This window comes from Niallia sp. M35, assembly GCF_050971705.1.
Lineage (GTDB): Bacteria > Bacillota > Bacilli > Bacillales > Cytobacillaceae > Niallia > Niallia circulans_A.
Genome location: NZ_JBPCEP010000004.1, coordinates 162,498 through 180,834, shown reverse-complemented (window position 1 = coordinate 180,834; position 18,337 = coordinate 162,498). Strand labels below are relative to the sequence as shown.

The window sequence follows — 18,337 nt, the reverse complement described above, 5'->3', positions numbered from 1 at the left end:
AATTCCCATTAGACTCCAAAAGCTCGTACGAACTTTTTACATATTTCACCACGAAATCCTTTACTCTACTAATATGTTAAATTATTTTATTGACAACCTCTTTTTTGGTATGGTAAATTTTATACATTAGTTTATCACTCTAATATATTATCGAACTAAAGGATTTTTTAGTTTTATAGATTTATTGTACTGAAAACATAATTTATAAAGGTGGCTTTCGCAAGATGAAACGTTTAGCAATTAATTTAGTTATTTTGGCATCTGTATTTTTCGTTTTTACAGCATGTTCCAACAATTCTAAAGATAAAAAGGAAGATACATTAGTTATTGGTATTGATGATAAATTTGCTCCAATGGGGTTTAGAGATGACAATAATGAAATTGTCGGCTTTGATATTGATTATGCAAAAGCTGCAGCAAAAAAAATGAATATGTCAGTTGAATTTCAACCAATTGATTGGAAAACAAAGGAGTCAGAATTAAGCAGCGGTCGGATTGACTTAATTTGGAATGGCTATACTATTACTGATGAACGGAAAGAAAAAGTTCTTTTCACAAAGCCCTATTTAAAAAATACACAAGTTGTTGTAACATTAGCGGACTCAAAAATAACCAAATTAGATGATTTAAAAGGAAAAGTTGTTGGTCTCCAATCTCTTTCTTCTGCATCCGATGCATTAAATAGTAGTCCTATTAAATCAAAAATTAAGGAAGTTACCGAGTTTTCCGATAACGTATTAGCATTAAATGATCTGAAGTCAGGTCGTTTAGATGCAGTTGTCATTGATGAAGTTGTTATTGATTACTATATGACAAAAGAACAAGATTCCTTTAAAATCCTTGATGAATCACTTGCTCCAGAAGAGTACGGAATTGGGGTTAAAAAAGGAAACGAAGCATTATTAGAGAAGCTTCAAAAAGCACTTGATGAGATGAATGAAGATGGCACAGCCGCTGAAGTTTCCGAAAAATGGTTTGGTGAAAATAAAGTATTAAATTAAGATCGCAAATGAATCGTAAACAAAACAGGATTTCTTTCCGAAACCCTGTTTTGTTTTGTTGGAGGAATAGAAATGTCAGTTGATTATATTATATCCATACTAAAACCAATGTTAGAAGGAGCCCAAGCAACCGTCCTATTATTTCTTATTGCTATTGTAGTGTCCATTCCACTAGGTTTCCTGTTAACACTCGCCATCCGATCTAGCATCAAGCCAATCGCATGGCTGGCAAGCTGTTATATTTACATCATGCGCGGTACCCCGCTATTGCTGCAATTATTGTTTATATGCTTTGGGTTACCAATGATTCCAGGAATTGGAGAATATTTAGTCCTAGATCGTTTTGTCGCTGCCTCTTTAGGATTTATTTTGAATTATGCAGCCTATTTTGCCGAAATTTTCCGTGGAGGTTTACTTGCAATTGATAAAGGTCAGTATGAAGCATCTCAAGTGCTTGGTTTAAGTAAATGGCAAACCACCACACGCGTTGTTTTACCACAAATGTTTCGAATTGCCCTTCCTGCTGTAGCAAATGAATCTGTCACACTAGTGAAGGATACAGCCTTGCTTTATGCTGTTGCTGTACCTGAGTTACTGCACTTTGCCCAAACGGCAGTAAACCGTGATTTTACGATTATGCCCTTTTTCATTGCTGGAATTATTTATCTCATCATGACCCTGCTATTAACAGCATTATTTAAATGGCTGGAGCGCAGATTTAAATTTGAATAAGAAGGACGGATACTTATGGCAATCATTGAAATAGAGAATATAAAAAAATCATACGATAAGGTCGAAGTGTTGAAGGAGATTACCTTTAATGTCAATAACAATGATGTTGTGGCTGTTATTGGTCCCTCTGGTTCTGGAAAAAGCACAATGCTCCGATGTCTTGTCGATTTAGAGAAAATCGATGGAGGAACGATTCGTGTTTCTGGAGACGAATTAGTGAAAGATGGAATATATGCTCCGCAGCAAAAAGTCAAACAAATTACAGCAAGAATGGGAATGGTTTTTCAGCATTTTAATCTATTCCCACATCTTACTGTAAAAGACAATATTCAGCTTGCACCAAAATTAGTGAAGAAAGAAGCTGCTTCTTCCCTTCAAGAAAGAAGTATGACGATCCTCGAAAAAATTGGTCTATCTAATTTTGCTAATGTCTATCCTGCTAAACTATCTGGAGGACAAAAGCAACGTGTGGCAATTGCTCGAGCATTAATGATGGAACCAGAAATTTTACTGTTTGACGAGCCGACATCTGCATTAGATCCTGAACTAACTGGAGAAGTATTGGAGGTTATGAAAGACTTAGCCAAAGAAAAAATGACGATGGTTGTTGTTACCCACGAAATGGGGTTTGCCAAAGAAGTAGCAAATAAAGTCATCTTTATGGACAACGGTGTCATTGAAGAGTCTGGTCCGCCAATCAACCTATTTACAAACCCACAATCGCCTCGAACAAAAGCTTTTTTGAGTCGAAATTTGAAGTAATAATAACATCGCTCTCCCTTGGAAAGCGATGTTTCTTCTGTCTAAGGCTGATTACCACAACTTTATTTTTTAAAAATTCTAAATTTCCTGCCTTTTTTACTACTTCCTTCCCAACCGAATAACATTCCAAGACATTTTTGGCAGAATGAGTATTAAATTGCCATTTTCCATATAAGATTCTTGAAAAGCAACAGGTTTAACTGCTTCCTGGTGAAGTGTATTAATTGCTTTAGGATCATCGTTTGCAAGAACTATATGCTCCACAATGGAATATCCTTCAAACGACCTAATATCTACCTCTACATTTAATTGATTATCTAAGCTTCTATTAACAGCAAAGATGACAAGCTCCTCTTTCTCCTCATTATAGACAATAGACTGATCTAAATATGGTACATCTGTAAAATCTGTCGAATCATATTTTGGTGAGTCTACAATCGCTTGGATTGCTGTTCCACGCCCATAAACAGATGTGTAATAGTATGGATAGAAAATAGTCTGCTTCCAAGACCCTCCACCTGTTTCCGTCATTATTGGCGCAATAACATTAACTAATTGGGCAAGGCAAGCAATTTTAACTCTATCTGAGTGGTTAATTAAAGAATTCAATAAACTGCCTACAAGCAATGCATCTTCAAAATTATAAACATCTTCTAAAAGTGGTGGCGCTACACTCCAAGGTTCTATTTGCTTATCTTGATCATTTGAGTGAAACCATACATTCCATTCATCAAAGCTTAAATGAAGTTTTTTCTTACTTCTCTTCTTCGCTTTAATATAATCACAGGTTGCAATAACTGTTTTAATAAAATCATCCATATCTAATGATTTTGCGAGGAAATTCGCTGTATCATTGTCTCTATTACCATAATACGTATGCAGTGATACATACTCAACGTAATCATATGTCTGATCCAATGAGGTGGCTTCCCATTCAGGGAATGTTGGCATCGCTGTATTGGAGCTTCCGCAACTTACAAGTTCAATGCTTGGATCTACAATTTTCATTGCTTTTGCTGTTTCGGCAGCTAGTCTTCCATATTCATAGGCAGTTTTATGACCAATTTGCCATGGACCATCCATTTCGTTACCTAAACACCAAACTTTAATATTATGCGGGTCTTTATAGCCATGTTCTTTTCTCAAATCGCTCCAATAGGTCCCTCCTGGTAGATTGCAATATTCTAAAAGGTTACGGGCTGCATCAATGCCGCGCGTTCCAAGATTTACAGCCATCATTACTTCCGAATTCACTTGTTTTGCCCATTCAAAAAATTCATTTGTACCTACTTCATTGGTTTCGATAGAATTCCACGCTAGTTCCAATTTTCGCGGGCGTTTTTCCTTTGGTCCTACTCCATCTTCCCAATTATAAGCAGATACCATATTCCCTCCCGGATATCGCACAATAGGAACTTGTAATTGCTTAACTAACTCGATTACATCTTGACGAAAACCATTCTTATCCGCAGAAGGGTGTCCAGGCTCATAAATACCTCCATAAACCGCCCGTCCTAAATGCTCTATAAACGAACCATAAATACGGGAATCTATTTCCGATATTTTAAAAGATTTATCGATTACCATTTTTGCAGTTTTGATATTTTCAGTCATACTTCTCTCATTCCTTTTCCGATGTATTTTGATTTACATAAATGAATTTTTTCAGAAATAAACAAGTGCTATTGATATCATCAAAAATTATCTTCATCAATAACTAAATTATTATCAATTTTTCTCCAATAAATATGGCTGTTGATAAACACGATTAGGGAAACTCCGATTAAGGCTAATGGAATCAACATTTGGCAAAAATAAATGATTAAGCAGGCTACTACTACCATCAAGATGCTCATTGGTAAATTTTTAATTGCTATAAAAAATGCGGTTCGTAATAGCTCTAAAACCGTCCCATCAAATGTTAATAAAACTGGAAAGACAGTAACAAAGAACAAACCAAAAAGAAAAACTAAGAGAATATAAAAGTAGTAAATGGTTAGTGATGTATTTGCTGCCATTTCAAAATAAAAATTACGTACAGATAGTAACAGCATTCCAAAACCAACAACAATCAATCCAGCCATCATATTTCTAACAAAATTCGTCTTAAATGATTGGTAAAATTCTGTAAAAACATTCGTTTCTTTTCCAGTAATTAGAGAAAACATACACCGATGGAGTGCGACAGTGGATGGACCAATTGTAATTAATGGAAGACTAAACAATATCCAGAAGAAGTTTAAAGCAATAATAGAATAGAGCTTTCCCATCCGTTCCCAAAAAGGTGAATCATATTTAATTTTCATCGCTCTCGCCTCCTTATCTCCGCTCCTTTATCCTTTTACTGCGCCTGCTGTCATACCTTCTACAAAGTACTTATTAAATATCAAGTACAAAATAAATAAAGGCAGAATAGAGAAAATAGATCCAGCCACTAGGACATCATAATTATTTCCATAAGGAGTTAATAATGTATTTAACCCGATAGGTAATGTAAATTTTTCTGCTGACCGTAAAACAATTAATGGCCATAACATACTATTCCATGCCCCCATAGAACTCAGAATTGCCATTGCTGAAAAAGCAGGTTTTGAAATTGGCATAACAATGCGCACACAAATTCCATACTCGCTACTGCCATCGATTCTTCCTGCATCTAATAATTCTTTTGGGATGCCTGAAAGATATTGTCTAAAGAAAAAAATGGTTGAAGCATGTACTAATCCAGGAAGGATAACGCCAGCATAGGTGTCTATTAGTCCAAAACTGATCATTTGCTTATATAATGGCAGCATCAATATTTCAAAGGGAACCATCATTGTTGCTATAACGAGGAAAAACAATAAGTTTTTAAACTTAAAATGGTACATCGCAAAGCCATAGGCAACAAAATAACAGATAATTAATGTTAAAACTACCGAAACAATGGTAATAATCAAACTGTTCTTATACCAGTCCAAGTACCCAGTACTTCCATCAAACAGATAGCTATAGTTGATAAATGACCAATTTTCAAAATCTAAGTTTAGATTTAAGCCGTTTCTAATTAACATTTGGCCTGGGCGAAAGGATGCAAACAGTCCTGAGATAAAGGGGATGGCAACACTAGCACACATAATAATAAAAAAGCCGTTAATTAAAACTTTTACTAGAGGATTTTTGCCTTCTTTCTTCCCTTTTTTAATTTCTAATGAGGAGCTTGCTAAATGATTATTCTTACCCATACTTATTTGGCCTCCTTTTTAAACATGCCGCTTGAAAGCAAGTACACCATGCTAATGGATAAAGCAACAATTAATAATACTAAGCCAACAGCAGAGGCATATCCTAAATCATTCTTTTCAATTCCCCTTCTATACAAATAACCAACAATCGTTAACCCAATATTTTTGGGAGAATTATTGCTTCCATATATCATAAAGCTTTCAAGAAACATGGCTAATCCGGCATATATACTGATGGTTGTCACATAAATTCTTGTCGGCTTAAGTAACGGCAGAGTGATATGCCAAAATCTTTGCCAAGCATTTGCGCCATCTACTTTTGCCGATTCATAAAGAACCTCATCAATTGAGCTTAGTCCCGCCTCAAAATATAGAGTATTTACTCCCATCCATCTCCATGTTGCTAATAAAAGGAGTGCAAACATGCCCGTACCCCAATTTTTCAGCCATTGTTTTGACTCCAGTCCAAAAAAATGAAGGATTTGGTTCATGAGACCAGAATCCATTTCACTAAACATATAGCGAAATAAAATACCTGCTACTACGACTGAAACTAATGCTGGCAAATAGATAATCGATTTATAGACTCTTTTCCCTACTACACTTTTTGAATTTAATAAAAATGCGCAGAGCATAGGGATCGGAATTAAAATGATTAACGTTAATATTGTATAGATAACACTATTTCTAACAGCGATATGAAATACCTTATCGCCTAACAACTTTTCATAATTTGCAAGTCCAACAAATTCGCTATATCCGTTCCCAATATTATGAAAACTCATCTCTATAGTCGAATACATTGGATATATCCAGAAGAATGACAAGCTAACAATAAACGGCAATATAAACACATAGGGTGCTATTTTCTGAGAGAATAAAAAAGCCTGGATCTTCTTCAAATTCATTCCTCTCCTTTTCGTCAGTGTCTTTAAGACTACCTCGTAAAGGTAATCTTAAAGACGTCACTTATTCTTGCTCAAAGTCGACCTCCGCTTGTGCATCTTCAAGAGCTTGCTTTACATTTGCACCATTCTCTAGAACCTCATTTAAAGTGGTTAAATTAAATACTTCATTGATAGTAGTCGTAATTGGCACCGTTTTAATCAAATTTACTTCATCTTGAATTTCCAATAATGTATCAAATGGATTATTAACAAAGTACTTTACATACTCATTGTCTGGATTATGAGTGATATCTTTATTAGTCCAAACCTTTGTATTAACCGGATCAAAACCAAGAATATTCCAGATTTGTTCCCCGCCTTCTTCCGTTAACTTTGCCCAAGTCATAAATTCAGCTGCTAGCTCAGCATTTTCAGAGTCTTTATATACGACTGTACCTGTACCACCTGCACCATTTGAACGTTTTTGACCTTCCTCAAACACAGGTGCTGGGGCAATAGCAAATTTGCCAGACATCTCTGGCATATAATCTGTAAAACGAGACATATACCAAATAGCTTTAGGGAAGGCAGCCACTTCACCTTTTGCCACTGTCGCATAGCCTTGTTCTGTATCAATTTGTCCCCCTGGAGTTACTTCGGCAATCCCGCTTTCTAACCAGCCTTGCTGCATTGTTAGCATATTGTTTAATGAATCCAGCTTCACATTTGCATTGGATGGATCTTTTACCCAAGATTCTCCGTGTTCCGACATTGCTAATGTCAGCCAATCCGCACCGCCAGTATCAACAGAGGTCATATAAACTTCTCCATTAGTAGCCTCTTTTAACTTCTCACCAGCTGCTGCAAAGTCATCCCATGTTTTAATTTTGGTATAATCAATTCCATGTTTTTCGAGAATCTCTGTATTGTAGTACATGACAGTAGCCCCAACATGTGTCGGTACTCCATAATAGTTGCCATCTTTTTCATAAGCATCTAATCGAGATGTCACCAAATCAGCCTTATACGGTTCTACATAACTGTTTAATGCCAGCCATGGAACTTCTCCATCTAAATAGTTAGGAAATTGGCCAATTTCTACATCTGCTAAATCAGGAATCCCTTCTCCTGATTGGACGGATAAAGTTAGTTTCGTATGCATATCTGCATATGGATAGACAGTAAATTTAATTTGAATTTGCTTATCTGGATTCGTTTCATTCCATTTATTCAACATTTCCGTGTAAAATTTTTGGTGTAAATCCACGAATAACCACATATCCAACTTCGCACCATCTTCTGGTCCAACTGTCGTAACCTCTGCTTCTACCTCTTTCTTGTCACTTCCCTTTCCCCCAGAGGAATTCGAACAACCAACAACTAAAACAGCCATCAGAAGAATTACAAAATAGGAAAAGCCTTTTTTGGGTAACCCCATAATCTCTGCCCCCATTCGATTTTTTGTATTTTTGAATTTACGTATTTCAAAGATCACCTCCTGATAGTTAAAACGCTTTCACAAATAGGTATATTACCATCCTCAAATTTTTATGTGTAATTCTTATACGCACTTTTTTATTTTTTCCAAAAAAATGTACGGATGTAATAAGCGTTTTTTTTCAACCCATCAGAAGTGATGAATTTGGATGTGTGTATATTAGTTCACAAAAATTAATCACTAAAAAAAGAGTTTATCCCTGTCTCTTCTAGGCTTATCTAACAAATATTTGACCATACATCTTTTGGAACTACTAAGTCAAATCGAAAAGTTCCAAAATTGTATGAGTAATTTTGGTCAATATAGAAGAAAATACATCTGTAGGAGCTATTTACAAAAAAGGAGGATTTCTGTTGAATAAAAAGAATAATGATCAAACTACAAAAGTTGCAGGACGCATGTTTGATCCAAGTGATTATGAAAAAAAAGACCAACTTTCTTCTGGCTTGGCAACTACTCATGAACAAGCTACTGATACTTATACAGAAGGAGAAATTGGTGCTGTAATTGATGATGTGGATGGCGAGGATATAGAGATAGGGAAGAAAAGAACTAAATAACAAATAGAAAAAGGATGCATTCTTTTGAGAGAAAGCATCCTTTTTCTATTTTTCATGCCTATGCTATGCTTGCTAAGAAATTGTTACTCTGGAATATATGGTAATTCAAGTGTTTTCGGGATATTAATTACATGGGTCTCCACATAAGATTTTAATCCTTCTTCTCCATACTCTCTTCCAACTCCAGATTGTTTCACCCCGCCAAATGGGAATCGCACATCCAAGCCTTGAACAGCTGCAGTATTAATCATTGTTGTGCCTGCCTCAATGCGACGGGCAACTTTAATTGCATGTTCTTCTTCGCCCCAAACAGAACTTGTTAGACCATAAATGCTCTCATTGTGTAACTCAATTACTTGCTCTTCATCATCAAAAGGCAAAATTGGCACAGTCGGTCCAAATTGCTCTTCTACAACAATTGGATCATGAAAATCAGCGCCTAATACTAATGTAGGCTGCAGAAAATATCCATTATCCATTAATTCGGGATTGAGAATTTCCCCTAATGGAATCACTTTAGCCCCTTTACTTTTTGCATCTTCTACAAGACTTTTAACATATTTCACCTGATTTTTATTATTTACTGGGCCTACCGTCACATCAGGATGAAAAGGATCGCCAACGCGAATCCACTTATTCGCCGCTTCGATATATTTCTCTACGAAAGCATCATAGATTGATCGATGAACATAAATGCGTTTCGCTATCATACAAATTTGTCCTGCGGTAAGGAAGTTTGAAATAACCATTCTTCGCATCGCTTTTTCATCATTTACATCAAAGTCTTCTAGCACAATTGCGGCATCATTTCCTCCTAACTCAAGCGTCATCTTTTTAATCGTTTCAGAAGCAGCCTTCATAATACTCTTAGCTGTCTTCGTTCCACCCGTGAAGGCAATCTTTGCAACTTTTGGATTCGATGTAAGCTCTACCCCTACCTCTGCATCCCCATGGACAAGATTGAGCACACCTGGAGGAAATTCTTCTGCGATAATTTCTACTACTTTACTGACAGCTAAAGGAGCAAATGGACTTGGTTTTACAACCATTGTATTTCCAGTTAATAAGGCTGGTGCTATTTTAATAGTGGATAAAGAAATAGGATAATTCCATGGAGAAATAGCGGAAACCACACCTACTGGATCAAATGTAATGATTGTTCTCCCATTTTCATGCTCTTTTTCTTGGGGAGCAACAACTTTCTTTACATTCTTGCATGCAAATTCCATCCACATGATAGAGATTGCTATTTCACCTTTGGAATCATATAAAGCTTTCCCATGTTCCCGAGATAACAAAGTAGCTATTTCAGGTGTTGCATCCTTTAATTTTTGAATAGCTCGTTCCATTCTTTCGATCCGCTCATCTACATCCGTCCAAGCCCAGCCTTTTAACGCATCATAAGCTGCATCAATCGCTAGTACCGTTTCTTCTTGCGTATTAAGAGGTGCATATCCTACAATCTCATCCGGATGTGTTGGATTTTCACGTGGAGCTTGCTTTTCAGTTGGTACTTTCTCTCCATTGATAATGGCATGTATAGTAATTGGTCCTGTTTGCATATTCCGACTCCTCCTTGTAGGAATTATTTACTTCATTAGTATGAATTAGGTTGTTAAGGTATATACAGTGAGAACGATAAAAACAATTAGATTTTCTTGAGCGACTTATTAACCCCCATAACTTACCGTTACACTATATTAACTTATACACTTTTTAATAGGAGTTTAATCTAGAAAAGCTACTTTTTTTGTGAAAAGAGGATGGAACTGGACAACGGAATTTTCTATAACGGAAAATATCTCCTCTTTCAACTATTTCTCTAATTAATTTTGAAAACTAGTTCGCACGAATATTTGGAGAGGGAGTTTCGACACTCACACTATGAAAAAAGGTATATTCAGTTTGTAGGAGTACTAAATGCACAAACATTTTTATACTTAATAAAAAACCGAACAATTATACATAAAATTGTTCGGGATATCCTCGAATAGAAGCTTTTCTCTTTATAAGTTAATTTTGACCATAGTAAGCATATGCTCCGTGTTTTCTAAGATAGTGCTTATCTAATAAATGCTGATCCATAGAAGAAATAGTCGGATTTAGATTAAGTGTATGATAAGCCATTTTGCATACTTCCTCTAAAATAACGGCATGATGAAGTGCCTCTTTTGCATTCTTTCCCCAAGCAAACGGACCATGACTAGATACTAAAACTGATGGAATTTCATTGGGATTTATTCCGTTTTTATAAAATGTTTCTACAATGACATTTCCTGTCTCTCGCTCATAGTCCCCTTTGATTTCTTCTTCTGTTAAACTTCTAGTACATGGAACAGAACCATAAAATGTATCTGCTTGTGTAGTACCTAAAGCAGGCAATTCCTTAGTTGCTTGAGACCAGATAGTGGCCCATGGGGAATGTGTATGAACAATTCCGCCGATATCTTTAAAGTTTTTATACAACACTATGTGAGTACTAGTGTCCGATGAAGGTTTTAAATGACCCTCAACTACTTTCCCTTCAAGGTCAACTACAACTAAGTCACCTACCTTCAAGTCCTCATATTCTACTCCACTTGGTTTAATAACAACTAGTCCCGAATCACGATCAATACCACTTACATTTCCCCAAGTGAATGTCACTAAATGATGTTGAGGTAAACCTAGATTTGCTTCTAAGACTTGTTCTTTTAATTTTTCAAGCATAGTTTTTTTCACCTCTCCTTAATGATTCCCTATTTTTTATACTTTGCGAAAATTTATCTATCAACTACTAGTTATCACCAAAAGATACTAAAACCTTATTGTATTTCAATGTTCGATCTGCCATTTTTTTTAAATAGGCACCAACTTCATCAACAGTAATCTTATGAGAAATCATTGGTTTAAATTTCAGAGTGCCTTTTGTCATGAAATCTAAAGTTGCTTTCCAAGCAATCCCCGGATAGGGGGCTGTATATGAATTCCATGTACCTTGAATTTTTATCTCACCTCGAAGAACATGCTCTATTGCCTCTTCTTCTAATGGAAGATTTGAATGTGCAATACCCAAAAAAACTACACGTCCTTTTTTCTTGGCTGCTAATATGGATTGTTGCTGAGTAATTTTACTTCCGGCTGTTTCAGCAACAACATCTGCTCCTCCATCAGTAAACTTGCGGATTTGTTGAATAACATCAGATACTTTAGCATTTATTACAATATCTGCTCCTAAATCCCTAGCTAGTTCAAGTTTTTCTTCAAATATATCTACCGCAATCACAGTAGATGCCCCAAAGATTTTTGCCCATTGTATTGTTAACTGTCCAATGGGTCCACACCCCATTACGACTACCGTTTCACCTGGTTGAATTTGTGCTTTTTGTAAGCCATGGTAACCAATTGTAGCAGGTTCAACTCCTGCAGCCGTTTCATAATTTAGTCGATCATCAATTTGCAGAACATGCCTTTGGGGTACTTTTACATATTCAGCAAACGCTCCATTACTTCCCGTTCCAATAATGTTATAATTTTCACATAGTGCATAATCACTTGCCTGACAAAATTTACATTCCCCACACGGTACAAGTGGCGCAACTACCACTCTATCTCCCTGTTTTACATTCGTTACATTTCTCCCAATTTCAGCGACTTTTCCAGTAAACTCGTGTCCTAAAATAAGTGGATATGTCCGAGCTCCACTTATCATAGAACGCGGTACATCAGAACCGCAAATACCACAATAAACTACCTTGATTAAAACTTCATCTTCATTGATTTGCGGTATGTCTATTAACTCTGTTTGAATATTTCCCAATGAGTATAAAACTGCTGCTTGCATTTTTTGTTGCATTTTCAAACTCCTTTCTCTATTTTTATGGACACTTTCTGCAATTATATAAAATTGTAATTTCCACCCATTTATCCGGTATCCTAGCCAACTCGAAATCATTTGAGAACTTTCATGTCCTCTTATTCTTCCGTGCTGACTAGCCACCAATACAGTGCAGAACTCTCTATCTATGCTGCGGAAGAGGTTTCTTTGTCTTGAGAATTTTTCTCAGCTTGACGATCTAAATAATCGTAAATTGCCATTTTATTTTTTCTAAAAAAGAACCATAGAATGAAATAAGCGACAATCGTTAATCCAATAAATATAGGATTCTGACTTAAAAATGCTAAAAAAATTAATCCCATTAATGGCTTTCCCAGTATATTAAAACTTGTTATTAACAATGCTCCAGCTGGTAAAGCAATGCCGACGTCTTTGGCAATTTCGGTAAATAAGGGTGCTGTATACGTACACATGTATAATCCAAGACCAAACCAGATAGCTCCATTGACCATAATCTTAGCGATATTACCATTTGAAATAGCCACCAGGCCTTGGACCATAAAGGGAATAGCTAATAAGTCAACAACTGGTAGCACTTTATTTCCTGGAAGAACCATCGCTAGAAATACCATCACTGGAATTAATAATACTCCTGTCATTAATGTTGCTTGTTCTCCAAAACCTGCTGCATCATTGACAGCCAAATACCATTCTCGATTAGATCCTTTTTCTTTTTTGACCGTATTTTTTCTAGCTGCCTCTGTAATTGGACTAAATGCTTGAGCAAAAAGCCCCGCAACGCGCGGGAAAATTGCCATTACCGCACTTGTTGCAATTCCAACTAAAGCAATGGATCCCCATGCATCCAAACTATTTAATGTTGTTAAATTACCTAATACTCCAATGAATATTCCTAGAAACAACCCCAAAGTAATAGGTTCACCTAAAAATCCTAACCGCTTTTGCAAGGTTGCTGGATTTAATTTGATTTTATGGAATCCCAGTTTATTTAAAAGGGGATCCATTAAAACTCCAAATATAGTAGGTTCAATATTATGCATCGCAATAATTGTTGCATTTGGATAATTGTAATATTTTGACCATCTTCTTGCCATCAGCTCTGCATTCAATAAGCTATAAAGGTTAAGAACAATCATACATCCAATCGATAAAATCATATTATCTGTGACCAGATAAACCATTGATCCCCAAATCACATAGGAATAATTATTCCATAAGTCTGATGGCTGGAAAACATCTGTCCACTTCACAAGGAATAGTACCGTTTGCAAAATTAGTCCAACAGCTAGGAATATCATCCCCGGTTCGGTAGAAAAGCCTACTATTGCTGTGGCTTGCCATCCCACATCAAAACCTGTTAATTCCATTCCAGTAATATCAACCATGTTTTGAATTACAGGTGAAATAATTGGTGTAAAGGCGCCTAGAACCATTGTAAATCCTTGTAATCCAATACCGGCATAGAGAGCGGAAATAAATGCTTTCTTCATCGATACTTTAAGTAATAATGCAATAATAAAAATAATGATTGGAACTATAATTGGAGCGCCAAACGTATCAAAAACTTCTTTCAACGTTTCTAAAAACATTCCCATTCCCCCAGTCTATTATTTATTTAGCGCTTTAAGCACTTTTTCCACTTCCTCATAAAACTCATCTTCACCTATTCCAGTTAAACAGCTGCTAGCACTAATGGTTGGGATACCATAATCCGCAACTGGCAATGGACTAGTATGTGTAATTAAGTCATAATTTCCACTTTGAGCATAATTTAGAGCTTCTGTTGGTTTTGCTTCTGTAGTTCTAACATGGAAGCCTCTAGTCTCCATTTCCTCTTTCAGCTTCTCAGCTACCATCGATGACGTAACCGTTCCTGAACCACATACGGACAATATGTTGTAACTTTTCATTAAAAGTCCCCCAATTCAAATTTATTTAAGCTAAAGCACTACTTAAAATATCAGAGATAACTCGACTATCTTCAGCCTTTTCCATTCTATTTAAAAGCTCTTCGTTCTGAAATATAGCCATTAGCTGCTTTAATAATTTCACTTGCTTTTTTGGTTCTTTAACTGCTAGTAAGAAGACTAATTTCACATCAACTTTCTGGGCAGGATCAGCCATTAATTGGAAATTGACAGGTTCTTCTAAGGTTGCTAAAGCAATGGTTGATTCCTTTACATGTGTGGAGTCTGTATGTGGAATAGCTACATTAATACGGCCAATTTGCAGACCAGTAGGTAAAGACATCTCTCGTTGAAGCACTGCATCAATGTAAGTGTCCGTAACATAACCAGATTCTAATAACATCTCTCCCAAAATCTTAATTACTTCCTCAGAGCTATTTACTTTTAATTTTACTTTTACTAAGTCTAAAACCATGATTGTCTCCTCACATTCACATTTCTAATAAAATAATAAACACTTGTGTTAATCCAATTATTAATTAGTGTGCAGCACCTCCATAAATGATTGAAAATCTTTTGTTTGAATTAACTCTTGAACTTTATCTTTAGATTTAACCAATTGATAAAGTTGTTTAAAAACCTTATAGTGATTTTCTCGATCTACTTCACTTGGTAAAATCAAAAAGACAAGTTGCACATTTGTTTTTCCCCATGGGATAGGTTTATGATTGATAGCTATATAAATCATCGTTTCTTCATTTTCCGTTCTTGCAATAGGATGTGGCATAGCTACGTAATTCCCAACTTCTGTTGACGACATCTCTTCTCTTGTTAAAATACCATCTAACAAATATTCCATTTTCACTTTTTCTGTTAATCTTAATAAGAAGTCATGTTTGTTGTTTTCATCTAAAAGAATGAATCGGTTTTCACTTAAAGTCCGATCAAGAAAGCCCTGATTAATTGCTACTGCTATTTTCTTTAAATCTTGTTCATCCAGAAACTCATTAACATGAATAATGGGAATACCATTCTTCTTCACATCCATTGTTGAAATAATTAATGAAATATTTTCTTCTATTTGATCTAACATTTGTAAGGTATATTCTCCTGCAATTTCAATATCTAGAAAATGTCTTTGAATTTTCTGCTTCAATATCATTGAAGCACCAATCCCACTTCCAGATACGATTGCTACTCTTACTTTTTTTCTTTTTGTTCGTTCAATATGTGCAGCAATATGAAGAGCAATGTATCCGATTTCACTTTCTGGCACAACAAAGGTTAAATGTTTCTCCAAACGATGTGCTAAGAGAACTGCAATATGATAAGCTAATAAGTACTCCATCTTAATATGAGAAATATAAGGATTTTCTACATAAAGCTGATATTGAAGAGGATATTGGGCTTTTGCTAAGTGAAAAAGTAATCCAGACACAAGTAGGCGATCTTCATTAAAGCGAAAATCGTATTGCTTCCCAAGATCAACTAAGCTTTTTTCTAACTCTTGTTTCAGTTCCTGAGGAATATTGGTTTCATTATTATAAAAACTAACTATTATACGCTGGCTTATTAGGTGTAGGCTAAAGTACATTTTCTCTTGATTTCCAATATCTATTTGAAATATCTCCTGAACATCCTCTAAAATCTTAGATGCCAATTCAAATTCTTCATAATCTAAAGATTGCTCTACTTCCTTTACTTCGCAGATCTCATATCCATGTCGGATACGGTATATCGCAATAATTAAATGCACTAACAAACTACTTAATTTCCCTGTGGGAATATCGTGGATATACTTATTTAGATTCTCAATCACCACTGTTGACAGTAAATTTAATTCTTCTTCTAAAACCCAACCACCGAAACGAACTAATAATTCTTTATACAGCTCTTTTATTGTCATAAAGTTTTTTTCTACTAAACTCTCAAGTAATAATCTTTTGTCAAATTCATCCCCCTCTAATCGAATCCCTTGAAAAACTAATGCTTCCACGGATAAATTTCTTTTTTGGGAGGTAATCATTTGAGAAATTCGTTGAATATCTGATCGAATCGTTTGTGGAGAGAAATAAATCATTTGGGATAATTGTTCGTATGTTGTCCATTCCTTGGTATCTAGAAGTGCCTTTACAATATAAAATGCACGCTCCTCAAATTCAATATGATGTCTCTGTTTAAAACCAACTAACTCACCTTCAAGTTGATAACCTTGGCGTTTATTTGAAATGATGCGTGCCCCAATGAGATAGTTATCATTCAAATCTTTAATGTCATTTCTCACTGTTCTGGAACTAATATTTAGCTGTTCACTAATATCATTTCCCGTTACAAACCCATCTGAGTTTTGAAGTATGTGAAGAAGCTTGGTATATCTATCTCTCATAGTGAATACCTCCTGTATCTACATCATAAAAAAGAAAGCACTTTCACGCTATTTTGTTCTTTTTCCTATTAGTAAGGAAAGGAAAGAGTACAACAAAACTCTTCCTAATGATAATGGCAAACTTTAATGATAGATACAACGAAACTTCGTGTAGAGGTAAGTGCAAATGTATTGGCTGCTAGTAGTGAATTGAATTGGAATGCTTTGATGGAAAAGATTAAAAGAGGAGTACGAAGAAAGGAATGATAACACGCAAGACTCTCATAATTAATAAACGACAAGGAAACATGTTATAGAAACCATAGTTCCACTCAATTTAAATTTCTTTCTGCTTAACCAAAAATAAAAAGACAGAAATTCCCATAATACGGAAATCACTATCTTTTTAGACCAAAAATAAAAGTGAAATGAAAAATACATTCCATTGTATGTAGTATTAATAAAAAATAAAAAACCACCAAATATGTATTTGGTGGAGACGGAGGGAGTCGAACCCTCGTCCAGAAATATCGGCACTTAAGCTTCTACGAGTGTAGTCAACATATTCGCATTTCGCTTATTCTTCTGCCTGTTGACAGGCGTCCGATAAGCTAGTCTGGTTGTTCTCTTCCTTCTTCCTCAGACGGTGGAATCCGGCGTAGCCCACTTAAAGTGAGTCCCTGACCCTACCACATGGGCGATGGAGGGAGGAACCGCTAAGCGCTATTAAGCAGCTAAAGCGAAGTTGTTTTGTTGTTTGCCAGTTATAGGCTTTGACGTTTTAACGAGGCCGATCCCCTCGACTCGCAACCTAAGCTCGAACTATCCCTGTCGAATCCGTAGCGTCCCCATTATAAGGATAAAATCAAGTAATTGTTACATTACAAGATTCTTAGCATTTAAGCTTAACGTTTCGGAAGCTCTGAAATAGGAGCTTAAAGTTATGTTGTCTTATCGACATAAATTATTATAACATAACTGGAGCGTATTTCAATTGTAAAGTTTTGGATTACATTTTTTGCCTTTCACGTAAAGCACGTTCAATACTGCGATTTGCTTCTTTACGTTTTAAAGTTTCCCGCTTGTCATAGTTCTTTTTACCCTTACCTAGACCAATCAAAACCTTTGCATAGCCATTTTTAAAATAAAGTTTCAGTGGAACTAAAGCATAGCCCGCTTCTTTTGTATCCCCGATTAACTTATTAATTTGTTTGCGATGTAATAAAAGCTTTCTTGTTCTTAATGGATCATGATTATAGCGATTTCCTTGTTCATATGGACTGATATGCATCCCTAATAGAAATACCTCGCCATTAATAATCCGCGCATATGATTCCTTCAAATTTACTCTTCCTGCACGAATCGCTTTAATTTCTGTTCCTTGGAGAACAATCCCTGCCTCATAAGTCTCTTCAATAAAATAGTCATGGTTTGCTTTTTTATTCTGTGCTACTAATTTCCCTTCACCTTTTGGCATGTCTCTTCCCCCTACTCTGCCAATAATTTTATCAAAAGAACGCTTAATATACAAACATCCTCTGCATGTGGCTTCTTCATCCAAAA

General features: G+C 35.7%; 17 protein-coding genes and 1 other RNA gene. 4 read left to right on the top strand and 14 right to left on the bottom strand.

What is annotated here, in order from left to right; genetic code table 11:
- The first annotated feature begins 224 nt into the window (after nucleotides 1–224).
- The 3 genes from NiCM35_RS06560 (at nucleotide 225) to NiCM35_RS06550 (ending at nucleotide 2,495) form a co-directional block, all read left to right on the top strand.
- Entirely contained in the window at nucleotides 225–1,001 is a 777-nt protein-coding gene (locus NiCM35_RS06560; RefSeq protein ID WP_123258189.1) for an amino acid ABC transporter substrate-binding protein, read from the top strand.
- Between the two features lie 72 nt (nucleotides 1,002–1,073).
- Nucleotides 1,074–1,733 (top strand): amino acid ABC transporter permease, encoded by a 660-nt coding sequence (locus tag NiCM35_RS06555; RefSeq protein WP_095330399.1) that lies wholly within the window; start codon nucleotides 1,074–1,076, stop codon nucleotides 1,731–1,733.
- Nucleotides 1,734–1,748: 15 nt separating this feature from the next.
- Nucleotides 1,749–2,495 (top strand): amino acid ABC transporter ATP-binding protein, encoded by a 747-nt coding sequence (locus tag NiCM35_RS06550; protein ID WP_095330398.1) that lies wholly within the window; start codon nucleotides 1,749–1,751, stop codon nucleotides 2,493–2,495.
- Between the two features lie 99 nt (nucleotides 2,496–2,594).
- On the opposite strand, the gene arfA is transcribed toward NiCM35_RS06550, so the two are convergent.
- The 5 genes from arfA to NiCM35_RS06525 all read right to left on the bottom strand — a co-directional run bounded on the left by arfA (nucleotide 2,595) and on the right by NiCM35_RS06525 (nucleotide 8,044).
- Nucleotides 2,595–4,109, bottom strand: a complete 1,515-nt coding sequence (gene arfA / locus NiCM35_RS06545) for an arabinosylfuranosidase ArfA (protein ID WP_095330397.1) — start codon at nucleotides 4,107–4,109, stop codon at nucleotides 2,595–2,597.
- An 80-nt stretch (nucleotides 4,110–4,189) separates the two neighbouring features.
- Nucleotides 4,190–4,801 (bottom strand): YesL family protein, encoded by a 612-nt coding sequence (locus tag NiCM35_RS06540; protein ID WP_095330396.1) that lies wholly within the window; start codon nucleotides 4,799–4,801, stop codon nucleotides 4,190–4,192.
- A gap of 27 nt (nucleotides 4,802–4,828) precedes the next feature.
- Nucleotides 4,829–5,719: a carbohydrate ABC transporter permease gene (locus tag NiCM35_RS06535; RefSeq protein ID WP_171509911.1), complete on the bottom strand. Its 891-nt coding sequence runs from the start codon at nucleotides 5,717–5,719 to the stop codon at nucleotides 4,829–4,831.
- A gap of 2 nt (nucleotides 5,720–5,721) precedes the next feature.
- Nucleotides 5,722–6,627, bottom strand: a complete 906-nt coding sequence (locus NiCM35_RS06530) for a carbohydrate ABC transporter permease (RefSeq protein WP_095330395.1) — start codon at nucleotides 6,625–6,627, stop codon at nucleotides 5,722–5,724.
- 61 nt (nucleotides 6,628–6,688) lie between these two features.
- Complete coding sequence (locus NiCM35_RS06525) at nucleotides 6,689–8,044, bottom strand: ABC transporter substrate-binding protein (protein WP_164463697.1); 1,356 nt, start codon at nucleotides 8,042–8,044, stop codon at nucleotides 6,689–6,691.
- Between the two features lie 413 nt (nucleotides 8,045–8,457).
- Here NiCM35_RS06525 and NiCM35_RS06520 point away from each other — a divergent pair, with 413 nt between their 5' ends.
- Entirely contained in the window at nucleotides 8,458–8,664 is a 207-nt protein-coding gene (locus NiCM35_RS06520) for a YozQ family protein (protein WP_095330393.1), read from the top strand.
- Nucleotides 8,665–8,747: 83 nt separating this feature from the next.
- On the opposite strand, the gene NiCM35_RS06515 is transcribed toward NiCM35_RS06520, so the two are convergent.
- The 9 genes from NiCM35_RS06515 to smpB all read right to left on the bottom strand — a co-directional run bounded on the left by NiCM35_RS06515 (nucleotide 8,748) and on the right by smpB (nucleotide 18,251).
- On the bottom strand, nucleotides 8,748–10,226 hold the full coding sequence (locus NiCM35_RS06515; protein WP_123260614.1) for an aldehyde dehydrogenase family protein: 1,479 nt from the start codon (nucleotides 10,224–10,226) through the stop codon (nucleotides 8,748–8,750).
- Between the two features lie 451 nt (nucleotides 10,227–10,677).
- Nucleotides 10,678–11,373, bottom strand: a complete 696-nt coding sequence (gene araD, locus NiCM35_RS06510; RefSeq protein ID WP_095330391.1) for an L-ribulose-5-phosphate 4-epimerase — start codon at nucleotides 11,371–11,373, stop codon at nucleotides 10,678–10,680.
- A 67-nt stretch (nucleotides 11,374–11,440) separates the two neighbouring features.
- Nucleotides 11,441–12,499: a galactitol-1-phosphate 5-dehydrogenase gene (locus tag NiCM35_RS06505; RefSeq protein ID WP_171509913.1), complete on the bottom strand. Its 1,059-nt coding sequence runs from the start codon at nucleotides 12,497–12,499 to the stop codon at nucleotides 11,441–11,443.
- A gap of 167 nt (nucleotides 12,500–12,666) precedes the next feature.
- A complete protein-coding gene (locus tag NiCM35_RS06500) occupies nucleotides 12,667–14,091 on the bottom strand; it encodes a PTS galactitol transporter subunit IIC (protein ID WP_123260613.1) in 1,425 nt (474 codons plus the stop codon).
- An 18-nt stretch (nucleotides 14,092–14,109) separates the two neighbouring features.
- Nucleotides 14,110–14,412 (bottom strand): PTS sugar transporter subunit IIB, encoded by a 303-nt coding sequence (locus tag NiCM35_RS06495; RefSeq protein ID WP_095330388.1) that lies wholly within the window; start codon nucleotides 14,410–14,412, stop codon nucleotides 14,110–14,112.
- A gap of 25 nt (nucleotides 14,413–14,437) precedes the next feature.
- Nucleotides 14,438–14,884, bottom strand: coding sequence for a PTS sugar transporter subunit IIA (locus tag NiCM35_RS06490; RefSeq protein WP_123258194.1), 447 nt, complete (start codon nucleotides 14,882–14,884; stop codon nucleotides 14,438–14,440).
- 60 nt (nucleotides 14,885–14,944) lie between these two features.
- Nucleotides 14,945–16,795, bottom strand: coding sequence for a BglG family transcription antiterminator (locus NiCM35_RS06485; RefSeq protein WP_433778982.1), 1,851 nt, complete (start codon nucleotides 16,793–16,795; stop codon nucleotides 14,945–14,947).
- Nucleotides 16,796–17,265: 470 nt separating this feature from the next.
- Nucleotides 17,266–17,624: a transfer-messenger RNA gene (gene ssrA / locus NiCM35_RS06480) on the bottom strand.
- Nucleotides 17,625–17,783: 159 nt separating this feature from the next.
- The gene (gene smpB / locus NiCM35_RS06475) at nucleotides 17,784–18,251 is read right to left on the bottom strand and encodes an SsrA-binding protein SmpB (RefSeq protein WP_016203855.1); all 468 of its coding nucleotides are present in this window, start codon (nucleotides 18,249–18,251) and stop codon (nucleotides 17,784–17,786) included.
- Nucleotides 18,252–18,337: the final 86 nt, after the last annotated feature.